Source organism: Parvularcula oceani, from assembly GCF_000733125.1.
Taxonomy (GTDB): Bacteria; Pseudomonadota; Alphaproteobacteria; order Caulobacterales; family Parvularculaceae; genus Parvularcula; species Parvularcula oceani.
In genome coordinates this window covers 171,367-186,714 of sequence record NZ_JPHU01000004.1, presented here as the reverse complement: position 1 = coordinate 186,714, position 15,348 = coordinate 171,367, and the positions used below count along the sequence as shown (strand labels likewise).

The following is a 15,348-nucleotide window of genomic DNA, read 5'->3' as shown; positions in this document are numbered from 1 at the left end:
CGTCAGGCGCGCTGCGCCTCGGCGAAGGCCTTGCGGACGGCATCGACGACATAGGGCTTGCGCAGGATCGGAACGTCGAATTCGCTCGTGAAGCTGTCCGCCTCGCCATAGCCGGTGGCGAAGACGAAGGGCACGCCGTCCTGCTCGAGGCGCTCGGCGACGGGCTGGCTGGTCTCCGATCCGAGATTGACGTCGAGGAGCGCGAAGTCCGGACGCTCCGTCTCGATTGCCGAAAGCGCGTCGCCGACGCTCGAGGTCAGCACCACCTCCTCGCCGCCGAGGTCCTGCGCCATCATCTCGGCGTCGAGGCCGATGATCATGTTGTCCTCGACGATCAGCACCCGGCCATGCAGCCCGGCCTCTGCTGCCGGACCCGCCGCGTCACCGGGTCCGGCCCGGTCCTGTCGCGTTCCGGCGACACACCCCGCGGGAATGACGAACCGGCCGCGCAGGCCCGACAGCTCATAGGTCAGCTCGGCTTGGCCCTTGAGATCGAAGGGAATCGAGCGCTCGATGATGGTGCTGCCGAAACCGCGCCGCTTCGGCGCCTGCACGGGGGGACCGTTCCGCTCCTGCCATTCCAGCACCAGCGCGCCGGTCTCGTTCAGCGCCAGATCGATCTGGACCGAGCCGCGGGAGTCCGACAAGGAGCCGTATTTCATCGCATTGGTGAGCAGCTCGTGGATCACCAGTGACACCGTGGTGAAGGCGAGCGGCTCGATCAGGACATCGGGGCCGCGGACCTCCACCCGGTCGCTCTTTTCGTCGCAATAGGCCTTGGCCTCGGTCTCGATGAGATCGCAAAGCGATCCTGCCTGCCACTGCTTTTCCGTGACCTGGTCATGGGCGCGGGCCAGCGCCTGGATGCGGTGGCCGACCGTGTCCATGAAGTCTTCGGGCGTTTCGGCATTGCCCCGCGACTGGCTGACGAGGCCGCGAATGAGGTTCAGAATGTTCCTCACGCGGTGATTGAGCTCGGCGATGAGCAGCTCCTGGCGCTCCTGTGCTGCCTTGCGTTCCCGCGCCGCCTCGTCGGACAGGCGCAGGATCACTTCGAGCATGGTCACGCGCAGGTCCTCTGCGGCAGCCCGTTCGGCAGCGCTCCAGGGCTCCGACCGTCCCGCAACGGCTTCCTGCCATGCGGCGAAGCTCTTACGGGGGCTGAGGCGGGGGCCGCTTGGGCCCTCCTCGACCGCCTTATCCGGCCGTCCCGCCCAAGTCACGGTGCGCGCGACCTCCTGCCGGAAGAGGATCAGGTGGTCGCGCGGGGTGCGCGAGATCGGCAGCGCGAGAATGCCCGCCGCCCGGTCCGCATAGCGTTCCGCCTCGGGCAGGTGCCCGGCGAGATGGTCAGTGGCGAAGATCTCGCTCGCGCTGCCGCGGTTGAGGAAGCGGATGATGGCCCGGATATCGTCCTCGGCCGGCTTGCTGCCGCTCGTCTGGATCTCGCCGTCGAGCGAAAGGGCGAGCCCGTCAAAGGGGATGACGCTGCCTAGATGCTTGGCGAACTGATCGAAATTCTCGCTGAAATCGCCGCCCTCGGCGAGAATCATCGACAGGGCCTGATGCGACGCGCGCGTCCGCTCGGCGAGAACCCGCTCGAGGTCGGCTTCTTTCTGTTCGAGCGCGTAGGAGAAGAACTGTCCGAACAGCTCGCAGAGCGTTCGGGTCGAGTAGGGCAGCACGCGCGCCTTGTCGTGATGGCAGGCAATGAGGCCCCAGAGCTTGCCGCGCTGGATGATCGAGATCGACATGGACGCGCCCACGCCCATGTTTCTGAGATATTCGATATGGACCGGAGAGACCGCCCTGAGCGTGCTCAGCGACAGATCGAGCGGCTTGCCGTCGGGATCGAGATAGGGCTCGACCGGCACGGGCGTCAGCGAAACGTCCGGCATGATGCGAAGGAGGTTGCGCAGATAGAGGGCGCGCGCTTGCTTCGGGATGTCCGTCGCCGGGTAGCGGAGATTGAGGAAGGGTTCGAGATGGTCGGCCCTGGCCTCGGCAACGACCTCGCCCGCTCCGTCTTCGGCGAACTTGTAGATCATCACTCGCGAGAAGCCGGTGAGGAGCTGGACCTGCCGCGCGCCGATGTCACACATCTCGACCGGCGTCCTGGCGCGGTTGAGGCGGTCGATCAGGGGGCGGATGCGGCTTGCGTCATGTCCGGTCCTTCCGCCCTGGCTCGGCTCCATCTCGATGACGATGCGGGAGCCGGAGACATGGATCGCCATGTCGTAGGGGCGCCCGCCCTCGATCAGGCGCTGCTGGAAGACCCGTTCGACCGCATCGGGAAAGCCGAGCTGCCGCATCCGGTCGGCAATGGCTTCGGCCGCTTCTCCGATGAGATAATCCGACAGGCGCGAGCCGATCAGATCCTCATGCGCGACCGGCAGGACGTCGGAGACGTTTCTGGATGCCGCCGCCACGATCCAGTCCGAGGACATCGCCACCAGCACGCCGAAGGGCTGGATTCCGCCCGGGATATGAATGGGCTCGCGGTCGCAGTTCGTCAGATCGGCGTCGGGCACCGCCTGCTTTTCGAGCACTTCATTCATGCGGAGACGGCCTCGTTGCCCTGTTCGGCAAGGCCTGCGCTATGAAAATGATCGAATGTGCGCAAGGCGCCGTCGAGGACCGAAGAGGGGCGCATCGCCCCCTCCTGGCGCAGGAATGCGGTCAGATCCCGCCAGGCGTCATGCGATGCCTCGTCGCTCAGATAGCGGCCCGCCGACAGAAGCACGCCGTCCGCGCCCTCGCGCCATTGCCGCGCCAGCAGGCGGCTGCCGAGGCGGGAGCCGGCGACGACGTAATAGGCCCCGAGCGCTTCCGCCTCGCCCGAGAAGCGGGGCGCAGGCAGCGGCGCGGGAAGCGGTTCGCCGAGGGTCCGGAGATCGGCTGCGACGAGCTCCATGAGCCCGAGAGGCTTGAGGCCGAAGGGAGCGGGGTCGAGCGGCAGGCCGAAGAGGCCCCGGTAATGCGCGCGCAGAAAGGCGGTATAGCCCTCCCGCCGCGTCAGGTCGAAACGGCCGAAGACCGCATCCACCGCCTCGTGGGCGGTGCGCGTTCCCTCCCGCAGATAGTCTCTCATCCCTCGGTCCATCCGGGCCTTATGAGGAAAAACCATTTAGCGGACAAATACTTCCTGATCTCGCTTTCGTGATCAGCGCTTCAGGAGCTGCCCCACCTCGTCGGGCGCGAAGGGGAAGACAATCGTATTGGTCCGGTCGCCGGCGATCTCCTGCAGCGTGTTCAGATAGCGCAGCTGCATGGCGCTCGGCTCCTTCGCCAGCATCGCGGCGGCCTCGGCGAGCTTGGCGGCGGCCTGATGCTCGCCTTCGGCCAGGATGATCTTCGCGCGACGTTCGCGCTCGGCCTCGGCCTGCCGCGCGATGGCGCGGATCATCGAGGGGTCGACGTCGACATGCTTGATCTCGACATTGGCGACCTTGATGCCCCAGGCCTCGGTCTGCTCGTCGAGGATGACCTGAATGTCGCGGTTCAGCTTGTCGCGCTCCTGCAGCATCTCGTCGAGCTCGTGCTTGCCGAGGACCGAGCGCAGCGTGGTCTGGGCGAGCTGGCTGGTCGCGCCCTTGTAGTTCTCGACCTGGACGGTCGCCTTCACCGCGTCGACCACGCGGTAATAGATGACGGCGTTGACCTTCACCGAGACGTTGTCGCGGCTGATTACGTCCTGGCTCGGCACGTCATGGACCAGGGTCCGCATGTCGATCTTCTGGATGGTCTGGATGCCCGGCAGGATGAAGACGATGCCGGGACCCGCGCCGCGCCGCGACACCTTGCCGAGCGTGAAGACGACGCCGCGCTCGTATTCCTTCAGGATGTTGACGGCCGCGAACAGGATGACGACCGCCAGCACGATCGCGAAGAAGATGATGGGCATGCGGGTGTCCTTTCGCCTTGCGGATCAGCTGTGCGGTGCCGGGTCGGGCTGGGCGGGGGTGCGGCGGGGGGTTCCGCCGAGCGACCGCAGCGGGACGACGTCGAGAACGAGCCCGTCGGCCTCGGTCACCACGACCTGGTCGCCGGGCGCGAGGACCGCCGCGGCGCGCGCGCGCCAGCGCTCGCCATCGAGGATCACCCAGCCCGAATCGCCTTCCCAGACATCGACCCGGGCCTCGTGCCCGGGCAGCGCCTCGTCGCCCGTCATCGGCTTGCGCCGGCGCGTGCGCATGAAGGTGAGAAGCGCGGTGCCCAGGAAGGCCGCTGCAAGCAGGAGGAGGCCAGCGACCACCCAGAGGGCGATCCGAAGCTCGCCCGGGAAGAGGAAATAGAGGCCGATGCCGAGCAGGATCAGCCCGGCGAGGCCGACGAGGCCGAAGGTCGGCGTGAACGCCTCGACCGTCATCAGGACGGCGCCGAGCAGGAGGAGGGCGAGATAGACGCCCTCGAAGGGCAGGACCTGGAAGCTGTAGAGGGCGAGGAGAAGGCAGATCGCGCCCATCAGGCCGGGAAAGATGCTGCCGGGGTTCCACAGCTCGACGATCAGCCCCGTCACGCCGAGCGTCATCAGGATCGCCGCGACATTCGGATCGGCGAAGAAGGAGAGGATCTCCTGCACGAGGGTCGGCTCGACCCGGTCGAAGGCCAAGTCCGCGGTCTCGAACGTCACAGGACCCGAAGCCGTCTCGACGGTCCGCCCGTCCAGCTGTGCCAGGAGATCGGCGCGGTCCTGCGCCACGATGTCGATCACACCGAGCTCCAGCGCCTCGCGCGCGGGCACATTGGCCGAGGGCGGGCGCACGGCATCCTCGGCCCATTCGGCGTTGCGGCCGCGCTCTTCGGCCAGGGCGCGGATATAGGCGACCGCGTCCTCGATCACCTTGGCGCGCATGGAGGCCTCGTTCGAGGTGTCGCCGCCGTCTTCGCCCGCCGGTTCGCCGCCGAGGCCGACAGGCGTCGCCGAACCCGTATTGGTGCTCGGCGCCATGGCCGAGAAATGGGCGGCATACATGATGTAGAGCCCGGCCGATGCCGAGCGCGCGCCGTCCGGCGAGACATAGGTGACGACCGGAACGGGCGAGGCCAACGTGGCCTTCACGATCGACTTCATCGAATCCATCAGGCCGCCCGGGGTGTCGATCTCGACCAACAGGAACTGCGCCCCGCTCTGCGCCGCTCGCGCCAGCGCGTCCTCGAACAGCTCCGCGCTGACCGGCGTGATCGGGCCGTCGAGGCTGACCACCGTGGCCGTGCGCGGGCCTTCGGCACGCTGGGCCGCGGCATGACCGTTCCAGGCGAAGAGGATCGCGAGGACCGGAAGGAGCCCAAGGATTGAGCGCGCTGACATGGATGTAATCTAGGAAGAGCGGGGCGCTGCCACAATGGACAAGCCGCCGCGCCTCAATCGAGCGTTGCGGGATCCCAGAAGAGACCGAGCGCCACCGCCCCGACGATCATCGCTTCGCGCAGCGCCGGCTCGGCGGTCGTCGGCATGAGCACGCTCGGCGCGCCGTTGAGGTCGACCGCACCGATCACCGCCCCGTCCCGCAGCACGCGATAGCCGAGCGCGTCGGCGGTGCCGAGCGGGCTGCCCTCGATCGCGTGGACGGATTCGAAGTCGAGGCGGATGTTCTCCCAGGTCAGCATGCCCCGCCGCGCATTGCGGAAGAGTGCGTCGCGGCCGCGCGCCTCCTGGACTTCCATGATGTCGGTGACGCTCCCGCCGCGCGACAGGCGGCAGGAATAGGCGAGGGGCAGGACATCCGCGCTGACCCCCCAGCGGGGAAAGCCGACCGTCTTGAGCCGCGTCTCGCACTCGCCCGAGAGGACCGGTCCTCCGCCGGCCGGGGTCAGAGCGAAGAACGCGCCGCCGCCGCTGCTCGAATAGCGTCCGGAGAGATCGAAGCGGCTGGCGGAGCGCTCGAACGGGCCGCTGAACCCGGCAGCGGTCACCGTGCCCGTGCGTGCGCTGCCAATGCCCGACAGAAGTATGCGCTGCGTGCTTTCCCGAACGCCGTCGGGCAGCGCCATCTCGGCGGGACGGACCGCGCTGCAGGCGCAGAGGGCAAGGGCCAGAAGGGCCGCGGGAAGGGCGCGCATGATCGGCGAAGCTGCGCGCGCGCCCCCGGCCGGTCAAGCGAAAGCCGCCGCTCGTGTTGACGCCCCCGGAGGCGCGGATTACCTGCGCTGGAACCGGATCACGGGCGGGAAGACACATGGCTCAAGACTACGATGTCGTCGTCATCGGCGGCGGCCCCGGCGGCTACAATGCGGCGATCAGGGCCGCGCAGCTCGGCCTGAAGACGGCCTGCATCGACGCGCGGGAGACCGCGCGCTTCGGCGGGACCTGCCTGAATGTCGGCTGCATTCCCTCCAAGGCCATGCTGCATGCCTCCGAGGCCTTCGAGCACGCCGACAAGCATTTCGCCGATCTCGGGATCGAGACGGGCAAGGTGAAGCTGAACCTCGAGAAGATGCTGGCGCAGAAGGCCGACGCGGTGAAGGGCCTCACCGACGGCATCGATTACCTGTTCAAGAAGAACAAGGTCGAGGGCATTCACGGCCGCGGCCGCATCGCCGGGCCCGGCAAGGTCGTCGTGACGACCGAAGAGGGCGACAGGACCCTCGAGACGAAGAACATCCTGATCGCCACGGGATCGGACATCCTGTCCCTGCCGGGTGTCGAGATCGACGAGGAGCGCATCGTCTCCTCGACCGGCGCGCTGTCCCTGTCGAAAGTCCCAAAGAAGATGATCGTCGTCGGCGGCGGCTATATCGGGCTCGAGATGGGCTCGGTCTGGCGGCGCCTGGGCGCGGAGGTCACCGTGGTCGAGTTCCTCGACCGCATCACGCCGGGCATGGATGCGGAGCTCTCCAAACAGTTCATGCGCGTCCTCAAGAAGCAGGGCATGGCCTTCAAGCTCGGCACGAAGGTCACGAAGATCGACAAGACCAAGACCGGCGTGAAGGTCTCGGTCGAACCCGCCAAGGGCGGCGACGCGGAAACGCTCGACGCCGATGTCGTGCTGATCGCGATCGGCCGGAAGCCCTATACCGAAGGGCTCGGCCTCGACGAGGTCGGCATCACCACCGACAAGCGCGGCTTCATCCCGGTCGACGATCACTGGCGCACCGGGGCGGAGGGCATCTATGCGATCGGCGACGTGACGCCGGGGCCGATGCTGGCGCACAAGGCCGAGGAAGAGGCCGTCGCCGTCGCCGAGGTGATCGCGGGCAAGCCCGGCCATGTCGATTACGGCATCATTCCGGGCGTGGTCTACACCGACCCGGAAGTTGCCACGGTCGGCAAGACCGAGGAGCAGCTCAAGGAGGAGGGCGTCGACTACAAGGTCGGCAAGTTCCCCTTCACCGCGAACTCCCGCGCCAAGACGAACCATGCGACGGACGGCTTCGTGAAGGTCCTGGCTGATGCGAAGACGGACAGGGTGCTCGGCGTTCACATGATCGGCACGGGCGTCGGCGAGATGATCGCCGAGGCCTGCCTCGTCATGGCCTTCGGCGGCGCGTCCGAGGACATCGCGCGGACCTGCCACCCGCACCCGACCCGCACCGAGGCGCTGCGCCAGGCGGCGATGGGCGTCGAGGGCTGGACGATGCAGGCCTGACGGATCGGTCGTGCAGGACTGGTCTCTCACACTGCCCGACGCCGTGGGCTTTCTCGGCGTCGGGCTCCTGATCGGCACCTATGCCGCCTTGCAGTTCGGCAGGCTGGCCGCGGAGAACCCGTGGTATTCCGCGCTCAACGCGCTGGCGGCGGTGCTGATCACGGTCAGCCTCTTCTACAGCTTCAATGCCGCGAGCTTCGTGATCGAGGTCTTCTGGTTCGCGATCAGCGCCTACGGGCTCTGGCGCGCGCTCAGGCGGCGCCGCGCGGAGGGCTGACGAGCTTTTCCCGCAGGCGGGTTTTCACACCTGTGCGAGTCCCCTAGTGTCAGCCCTTCTTCATCTTGATAGCGGGCGCCGCATGCCCCGCACCTGAGCAAGGGCAGTGCTCGTATGACATTCATCCTCATCCTGAGCGCGATCGGCCTTCTGGGGGTCGGCGTCGCGCTCTATCTGATGCGGCACCAGCCGAAGGGGCTTTACATCCTCTTCTTCGTGGAGCTGTGGGAGCGCTTCTCCTATTACGGGATGCGCGCGCTGCTGGTCTTCTACCTGACCAAGCACTTCCTGTTCGATCAGAGCGCGGCCTACGGCCTGTACGGGGCCTATACGGCGCTCGTCTACATCACGCCCGTGATCGGCGGCATCCTGGCCGACCGCTATCTGGGCCAGCGCAGGGCGGTGACGCTCGGCGCCATCCTCCTGGTGGCGGGGCACGGCCTGATGGCCGTCGAAGGCGAGCCCGCGACCAGCCCCGACGAGGTCAATCCCTTCGTCATCAACACGTTCTACATGGCACTCGCGCTCATCATCATGGGCGTCGGCTTCCTCAAGGCGAACATCTCCGCGCTGGTCGGCGAGCTCTATCCCAAGACCGACAAGCGGCGGGACAGCGCGTTCACCTATTTCTATGTCGGCATCAATGCGGGCTCCTTCTTCGGCGCGCTCTATGCCGGCTATCTCGGCGAGACCTTCGGCTGGTCCTATGGCTTCGGCCTTGCGGGCATCGGCATGCTGGCCGGCCTCCTCGTCTTCATCTGGGGCAAGCCGCTGCTCGAAGGCGCGGGCGAGGCGCCCGATCCCGCCGCGCTCAAGCAGAAGCGCTTCGCGGGCCTTTCGACCGAGTGGCTGATCTATATCGGCACGGCGATCGGCACGGTCGCGGTCTGGCTCATGGTGCGCGACCAGGACACGGTGGGCGTCGTGCTCGGCCTGACCGGCCTCGTTACCGTCGGCTACATCCTCTACCGCTCGGTCTTCACGCTCGAGCCGCATGCGCGCGACCGCATCTTCGCCGCGCTCTTCCTCATCTCGGTGCAGATCCTGTTCTGGGCCCTGTTCGAACAGGCGGGCAGCTCGCTCAACGTCTATGCCGACGAGCGGGTCGACCGGACGCTGTTCGGCGAAGAGGTGCCGGCTTCGGTCTTCCAGTCGCTGAATGCGATGTACATCATCTATCTGGGGCCGGTCTTCGCCGCGCTCTGGGCGTTCCTCGCCAAGCGGAACCTGGACCCGAGCGCGCCGCAGAAATTCGGCCTCGGCGTCATCCAGCTCGGCCTCGGCTTCCTCGTGCTGGTCTGGGGCGCGAACAGCGCGGCGGGCCTGACACCGGTGCTGTTCATCTTCCTCATCTACCTGCTGCACACGACCGGCGAGCTCTGCCTGTCTCCGGTCGGCCTGTCGGCGATGACGCGCCTGTCCGTCCGCTCCATCGTGGGCCTGATCATGGGCACCTGGTTCCTCGCCTCGGCGGGCGGGAACTTCGTGGCCGGCCTCATCGCGCAGGCGACCGAGGCCCCGGGCGCCGATGTCCTGCAGGTCTACAGCAATGTGGGATGGCTGGCCGTGGCGGTCGGTATCGGGCTGATCGTGATCTCGCCGGGCATCAACTGGCTGATGCATCTCAAGACCCTGTCCGACGACCCCGAGGCCGGCCTCCGCAGGGGCGACGCGGAAGTCGCCGGTGCCGCCGAGGCGCACGGCGTGCCGCTCGACCGGGCAGCGCCCTAGGCGGCTCGGCGCGGCCAGCCCGCTGGCCGTACAGGTTCTCGAAAAAAGAAGGCCGCTCCTCAAGGAGCGGCCTTTTTCGTTCGGCCCGCAGCAATTGGCGTCAGGCGGTCATGACCGCCCGCGCCGCTTCGGCGAGCGCCAGCGACGATGCGGCGATGCAGGTGCCGTCCCAGCCTTCGCGCGGGCGCTCGCCCTGCCAGTCCGTGACGGTGCCGCCCGCCGCTTCGACCACGGGAATGACGGCCGCGATGTCGTGCCAGTGAAGTCCCGCCTCGACCACGAGGTCCATCCTGCCGGAGGCGACGAGGCCGAAGGCGAAAGAATCGAGGCCCTGCCGCAAGAGGCGGCAGCGGCGCCACAAGGCGGCGAGGCGCCCGGCCTGGCTTTCGGAGAGATACCCCTCCGGCGCCGTCCTGATATCGGTGATCATCAGCCGCGCGTCCTCGAGCCGTTCGCAGCCGGAGGTGCGTGCCGGATCGCCGTTGAGGAGGGCGGGGTTGTCCATGCCGCCGGTCCAGCGCTGGCCGAGAACCGGCTGGTCGATGACGCCGTGAACCGGCACCCCCTCATATTCGAGTGCAATCAGCGTGCTCCAGACCGGCACGCCGCAGACGAAGCTGCGCGTGCCGTCGACCGGATCGACGACCCAGCGCCAGGGGGAGGCGCCGCCGGAGGCGCCGTCTTCTTCGCCGAGAAAGGCATGATCGGGAAAGCGGTCGGCCACGGCGGCGCGGAGCGCGCGCTCTGCCTGCCGGTCCGCCTCGGTGACCGGGTCGTAGCCGCGATCGGGCGTCTTGTTCTGGGCATCTGCGGCGTCACGGAAACGGGGCAGCGTTTCGGTGGCGGCGCGCTCTGCGAGCGCTTCGGCGAAGCGGGCGAGGTCGGCGGGAACGGGATGCGTCATCCGCTCCGTCTGCGCCGCCGGGCGGGCGGCGGCAAGATCACGCCGCCGCGCTGCTCGCCAGCGTCTTGGCGAGGTCGAGGAGCCTGCGCCGGGGCGCTTCCTTGAGGTTGTAATAGGCCCGGATGAGGTCGAGCGTCTCCTTGGAGGAGAAGACTTCCGGCGCGATATACTCCTCGCGATCCTCGGAGAGCTCGTGGCGTTCCTCAAGCTCAGCCCGGTCCTCGCGCGAGAGGCCTTCGAAGAAATGGCTCACCGGCACTTGCAGCGCCTCGGCCAGGACCCAGAGGCGCGAAGCGGAAACGCGGTTGGCGCCGCTTTCATATTTCTGGATCTGCTGGAACTTGATTCCGACTGCGTCCGCGAGCTTCTGCTGCGTCATGCCGAGCAGGCAGCGCCGCTGACGCAGCCTCTGGCCTACGTGAAGATCGATCGGATGGGCCATCGCCGACACTCCTTGTGGTTCTCGTCACGGTGGCAATGTTCAAGATGCGTGCCGGTCGGACGTGTAAGCGGCAAGATTGCGGCAAAGGAGCGATCTGCACGGAATGCTGGCCAGCGCGCTGCGTCCCTGCGACGAGCGTTGCTCGCAAAGCACAAGAAGGAGCGCCCCTTGAGCATGAAAGCTTCGGATCTCTTCGACGTCACCGGCCGCGTCTGCGTCGTCACCGGCGGCACGCGCGGCATCGGCCTCGACATGGCGCGGGTTCTCTGCGCGAACGGGGCGGAGGTCATCGTCAGCTCCCGCAAGGCCGATGCGGTCGAGGCGGCGACGAAGGAGCTGTCCGATCTCGGAACGGCCCACGGCATCGCCGCCGACCTCGGCACGCGCGAGGGAATCGAGGCGCTGAAGGGCTTCGTCGCCGAGCGGACGGACACGCTCTCGGTCCTCGTCAACAATGCCGGCGCGACCTGGGGCGCGCCGCTGGAGGACTTTCCCGAAGCGGGATGGGACAAGGTGATGGACCTGAACGTGAAGAGCCCGTTCTTCCTGACCCAGGCCCTGTTGCCGCTCCTCAAGGCGGGGGCGAGCAGGGAGCGCCCGGCCAAGATCGTCAACATCGCCTCGGTCGAGGGGATGCGCGCGGGCAATATGGAGACCTATAGCTACGGCGTTTCCAAGGCGGGGCTCATCCATCTGACCCAGCAGCTCGCCGTCCAGCTCGCGCCGCGCAACATCACGGTCAACGCCGTCGCGCCGGGGCCGTTCGCGACCAAGATGATGAAGGGCACGCTGGAAATGGCCGGAGAGGACGCTGTGGCCGGCATGGTCCCGCTCGGGCGGCTCGGGCGCCCGGAGGATGTCTGGGCAACCACGCTCATGCTGGCGTCCTCGGCCTCGGACTACATGACCGGCAGCACGATCCCCCTTGGCGGCGGGCTCGGCCCGATCGCCTGAGGCTCAGGGAACCTCGATCCACTCTCCGGCGGCGTTCTGGACGCAATTGCCGGAGGGGGCGGAGTTGATCAGACGCTCCGCCGTCGCCTTGGCCGCCGCCTGCACCGTCACGCCGTTGCGATTGGCGAGGCCCTCATAGGCGGCGGCGCGCTTCTGGTTGACCTCGCGCATGCGGCGCAGCGTGGCGGCGTCGGCATTCTCGCCCGCCACGACGCCCAGATAGCCGTCGATGCGCTCGCCGATGATGCAGTCGGCCTTGGCCTGTTCGAGGCCTTCCTGCGCCTGGGCGGGAACGAGGCTCAGCGCGAGGAAGAGGCCCGCAAGGGTCGAAATGATCCGTTTCACGTCGCGTTCTCCATTCCGGCCATCAGAAGATGTCCGGATTCTCGTCGATCAGTTCCTCGATATCGCGGTCGAGCCGGACGCGGACTTCCTGCTCGATCTTGACGTTGAGGTTGATCTCGATGGGCTCTTCGGGCGCCCTGACCTGAACGGTGGCGCAGGCGGGGAGGGCGAGAAGCACTCCCAGGCTCGCATATCCCGCTGTTTTCATGCCGCTCCTCGCGCCCCTATTCCTGTCTAAGCTAAGCATGGCCGGGCGCGGCATCAACGGTCGCGGTCCTCGAGCGCCCGGTCGATCTGCCGGCGCGCATCGGTGGACAGGCGCGCCTGGTCGATGAGCTGGAGGAGCGGCGCCTCGATATTGATGTTGTAGAGGATCGGCGCCACGACCGGCTCCTTCACGCGCGTCCCCCCAAGGTCGACCGCGCTCGTCCCCTCGATCCGGAAGCTGAAATTCAACGCGCCGCTCAAGGGACCGTCCACTGTGCCGGAGAGACGCTCGAAATGCAGCTCTTCGAGGGCATCGAAGGCGAGTTCGGTCTGCTCGCTGCGCGAGGCGACCGCATCCGTGGCCTGGCCCTTGTAGCGCAGCACGCCCGCTTCGGTTGAGGAGAAGCGGCCCTGATCGATGCCGACCGAGAAGGCGTCGAGGGTCAGCGGCAGCACGGCCTCCACCTCGCCTTCGCCCGACAGGCCGGGCACGTCGATCTGCGCCAGCGCCTGCGCGATATCGACACCCTCGGCCCGCAGGACCGCCTCGCCGCCGCCGGCGAAATCGATCTGGGTCTCATAGGCGCCGAGCGTGCCGCCGAGCCAGGGGAAGGCGGCCCGCTCGAGCAGGACCGTTCCGTCGCCGGGCAGGGCGAAGGTGGCCTCTCCGTCCTCGAGTTGCAGCGCCCGCAGATCGAGGAGGCCGATATCGAGCGTCTGCAGGCCTTCCGTCGCGACGGGCGCCAGAGAGGAGAGGGTGACGGTGCCGCTCACGCCGCCCGTTCGCGCGACGGCGACGCCGGGTCCTCGGAAGGACAGATCGTCGAGGCTCAGGACCGCGCCGGAGCTGAGACCCTCCTGCGACCACTGCGCCGTCAGATTCGCCGAGACCGTGCCCTCAGCCGCGCTGACGATACCGCTGAGCGGCGGGAGCAGGCGGGTGGGCTGCAGCGCGCCTGGGGCGAAGGCGAGCGGGCGGCTGCCGAAGCGCAGCCGGCCTTCGCCGGAGGCGAGGGCATGGCGCCCCTCTCCCTCGCCGAGCGGCAGGCCGTCCGGCAGGGACGCAGCGAGCGAGAAGCGGAGAACGTCCTCAGCGATCCGGCCATTCCCCTGCAGGACGAAGGTGCCGAGGAAGGGGGCTTCGCCGCGCTGCCGCAGCACGGCCCGTTCGAGGGCGATGCGGGCCGTCACCTCCGGCTGGGAGAGCGGCAGGACGATCCGGCCTCGCAGATCCTGCGCCTCGAGCGCGGCTGGCAGGACTGCCGTGCCGTCCCGGAGGGCGATGCGGACGGCCCGCTCGGGCCCGCTGCCGCCCAAGGAGACGTCGAGGCGCGGCGTCATCAGAGGAATCTCTGTCTCCCCCGCCTCGATTGCGAGGCGTCCCGCCCCGGCTTGCAGCGCCAGCGCAGGCTCGGCCCCAGCGGTGAAGAGCGGCCCGTCGCCCGCACAGAGCCGGACCGCCTCGGCACTGGCGGTCACCGCGCCGCCGGGTAGGGCCAAATGAGCTGACGGGGCCGTGACGCACTCGCCCTCCTGCACGGAAACGGTCAGCCCGGCATCGGCCGATTGGCGGAGGACCAGCGGGGCTTCGATGTCGGCGCGGGTCACCGTCAGGCCGCCGAGATCGGCGGTCCGCAGCCTGCCATCGAGATCGAGCGTCGCGGCGAGGCCGCTCTCGCCGAAGCGTCCTGCCGCCTCCGCCTCAAGGTCCGAAAAGGCGCTGCCGAAGAGATTCGCCCTGTCGAGCCGCGCCGAGCCGCGCAATTGCCAAGGAGAGCCGTTCTTCCTCGTGGCGGCAACGAGCGCCTCGCCTTCGGCCAGCGGGGTATCCGCCAAGATCCGGGCATCTGCGCTGACGGCATTCGCCTCGAGCCGCAGGAGCGGACGGCCTTCTGGCGCCAGCACCGTGATTTCGGCGCCATCCGGCGTCCGCGCCGAGAGGCGGCTTCCGGGCCCGATCATCGCCTGCCCCTCTGCAAGCGTCACTGCGGCCTCGCCGGACAGGTTGAAGGGGCGCGGGCCATCGCCGCCGAAGAGCTGTGCCGGGAGGCTGTTTTCCGGCGCTTCGATCCTGGCGGAGCGCAGGTTAAGGGCCGCTTCGACCGGCGCTGTCGTCGAGCCGCCGCCGAGGAGGGGGCGCCAGGCCGGCGTGAGCGCCGTCAGAGCGAGGTCGGCATCCTCGACCCGGACTCCCTCGAACGTGCCGCTGCCGCGCATCCCTGCGGCGAGGGCGGCGCTGCCGTCTTCTGCCAGGGTGAGGCGTCCGTCGGCTCCGGCCCCTTCGAGGCTTAGGCCCGCCGCGCCGGCGCGATCGGTCCGCAGAGAGAACCGGAATGCGCCTTCCCCCGAAGGCGCGAGACGGCCCGACAGGGTTCCGCGCGCCTGTCCCTCGGGCAGTGCGATTTCGGCGGAGGCATTTTCGATCCGCAAGGCGTCGAAGGGCAGGGCGCCCGCCCCGCCGCCGCGGGTCGGCAGATCGAGGCCGGCGATCGCGATCCGCCCATCGGAGCCGACCCTGACCTGCGCTTCGAGTTCGCGCAGCACCACCTTCTCCGCGACGCGGTCGCGCAGCAGGCGCCGCCAGTCGTAATCCACCGTGAGCACGCCGCTCAGCGCGCCGTCCCCGGCAGACAGCGACAGCTCGGCCCCGCCCAGCGTGAGCTCTTCGACCTCGACTTGCGGCCGGTCGAGGCCGGCAGCGGGAAGTAGGCGTTCCAGAACGGCCTCCGCCGCCCGTTCCCGCCAGAAGGCGACAGCGAGCAGGAGCGCCATGAGGACGAGTGCCAGCGACAGGAGCGCCGCTGCGGCTGCCTTGCGCAGAGGCACTCTCAAACCGTCCGCTCGTGCCGGGCCGCTCTTGCGGCGCGTGCTGCCCTGCCCCTGCTCACGCTGTCCTCCG

Annotated in this window: 14 protein-coding genes; 4 read left to right on the top strand and 10 right to left on the bottom strand. The window is 68.4% G+C overall.

Annotated features, from left to right (window positions below; genetic code table 11):
* Nucleotides 1-2 precede the first annotated feature (2 nt).
* From IE88_RS0106800 to IE88_RS0106780, 5 genes are all read right to left on the bottom strand, one after another.
* Nucleotides 3-2,558: an HWE histidine kinase domain-containing protein gene (locus tag IE88_RS0106800; RefSeq protein ID WP_031552044.1), complete on the bottom strand. Its 2,556-nt coding sequence runs from the start codon at nucleotides 2,556-2,558 to the stop codon at nucleotides 3-5.
* A complete protein-coding gene (locus tag IE88_RS17220; protein WP_051881613.1) occupies nucleotides 2,555-3,091 on the bottom strand; it encodes a biliverdin-producing heme oxygenase in 537 nt (178 codons plus the stop codon). The genes IE88_RS0106800 and IE88_RS17220 overlap by 4 nt, the downstream gene beginning before the upstream one ends.
* 72 nt (nucleotides 3,092-3,163) lie before the next feature.
* A complete protein-coding gene (locus IE88_RS0106790; protein WP_031552039.1) occupies nucleotides 3,164-3,904 on the bottom strand; it encodes a slipin family protein in 741 nt (246 codons plus the stop codon).
* A gap of 24 nt (nucleotides 3,905-3,928) precedes the next feature.
* Nucleotides 3,929-5,311, bottom strand: a complete 1,383-nt coding sequence (locus tag IE88_RS0106785) for an NfeD family protein (protein ID WP_051881612.1) — start codon at nucleotides 5,309-5,311, stop codon at nucleotides 3,929-3,931.
* A 53-nt stretch (nucleotides 5,312-5,364) separates the two neighbouring features.
* A complete protein-coding gene (locus tag IE88_RS0106780) occupies nucleotides 5,365-6,063 on the bottom strand; it encodes a hypothetical protein (RefSeq protein WP_031552034.1) in 699 nt (232 codons plus the stop codon).
* Between the two features lie 116 nt (nucleotides 6,064-6,179).
* On the opposite strand from IE88_RS0106780, the gene lpdA reads away from it, so the two are divergent.
* From lpdA to IE88_RS0106765, 3 genes are all read left to right on the top strand, one after another.
* Nucleotides 6,180-7,589, top strand: a complete 1,410-nt coding sequence (gene lpdA, locus IE88_RS0106775) for a dihydrolipoyl dehydrogenase (protein WP_031552029.1) — start codon at nucleotides 6,180-6,182, stop codon at nucleotides 7,587-7,589.
* A 10-nt stretch (nucleotides 7,590-7,599) separates the two neighbouring features.
* Nucleotides 7,600-7,866, top strand: coding sequence for a CBU_0592 family membrane protein (locus IE88_RS0106770; protein ID WP_202900447.1), 267 nt, complete (start codon nucleotides 7,600-7,602; stop codon nucleotides 7,864-7,866).
* 114 nt (nucleotides 7,867-7,980) lie between these two features.
* Nucleotides 7,981-9,597, top strand: coding sequence for a peptide MFS transporter (locus IE88_RS0106765; RefSeq protein WP_202900446.1), 1,617 nt, complete (start codon nucleotides 7,981-7,983; stop codon nucleotides 9,595-9,597).
* 100 nt (nucleotides 9,598-9,697) lie between these two features.
* Here the strand turns inward: IE88_RS0106765 and IE88_RS0106760 are convergent, their stop codons facing one another.
* On the bottom strand, nucleotides 9,698-10,501 hold the full coding sequence (locus IE88_RS0106760) for an inositol monophosphatase family protein (RefSeq protein WP_031552024.1): 804 nt from the start codon (nucleotides 10,499-10,501) through the stop codon (nucleotides 9,698-9,700).
* A gap of 37 nt (nucleotides 10,502-10,538) precedes the next feature.
* Nucleotides 10,539-10,943 carry a helix-turn-helix domain-containing protein gene (locus IE88_RS0106755; RefSeq protein WP_031552022.1) on the bottom strand — a complete coding sequence of 135 codons (405 nt, stop codon included), beginning with the start codon at nucleotides 10,941-10,943 and terminating at the stop codon, nucleotides 10,539-10,541.
* 174 nt (nucleotides 10,944-11,117) lie between these two features.
* Here IE88_RS0106755 and IE88_RS0106750 point away from each other — a divergent pair, with 174 nt between their 5' ends.
* Nucleotides 11,118-11,897 carry an SDR family oxidoreductase gene (locus IE88_RS0106750; protein WP_031552020.1) on the top strand — a complete coding sequence of 260 codons (780 nt, stop codon included), beginning with the start codon at nucleotides 11,118-11,120 and terminating at the stop codon, nucleotides 11,895-11,897.
* Between the two features lie 3 nt (nucleotides 11,898-11,900).
* Here the strand turns inward: IE88_RS0106750 and IE88_RS0106745 are convergent, their stop codons facing one another.
* From IE88_RS0106745 to IE88_RS16400, 3 genes are read right to left on the bottom strand one after another with little or no spacing between them, the layout of a single operon-like run.
* Nucleotides 11,901-12,242: a YdbL family probable chaperone protein gene (locus IE88_RS0106745; protein ID WP_031552018.1), complete on the bottom strand. Its 342-nt coding sequence runs from the start codon at nucleotides 12,240-12,242 to the stop codon at nucleotides 11,901-11,903.
* A 22-nt stretch (nucleotides 12,243-12,264) separates the two neighbouring features.
* The gene (locus IE88_RS0106740; RefSeq protein WP_031552016.1) at nucleotides 12,265-12,450 is read right to left on the bottom strand and encodes a YnbE family lipoprotein; all 186 of its coding nucleotides are present in this window, start codon (nucleotides 12,448-12,450) and stop codon (nucleotides 12,265-12,267) included.
* Between the two features lie 53 nt (nucleotides 12,451-12,503).
* Nucleotides 12,504-15,275, bottom strand: coding sequence for an intermembrane phospholipid transport protein YdbH family protein (locus IE88_RS16400; RefSeq protein WP_036766719.1), 2,772 nt, complete (start codon nucleotides 15,273-15,275; stop codon nucleotides 12,504-12,506).
* Nucleotides 15,276-15,348: the final 73 nt, after the last annotated feature.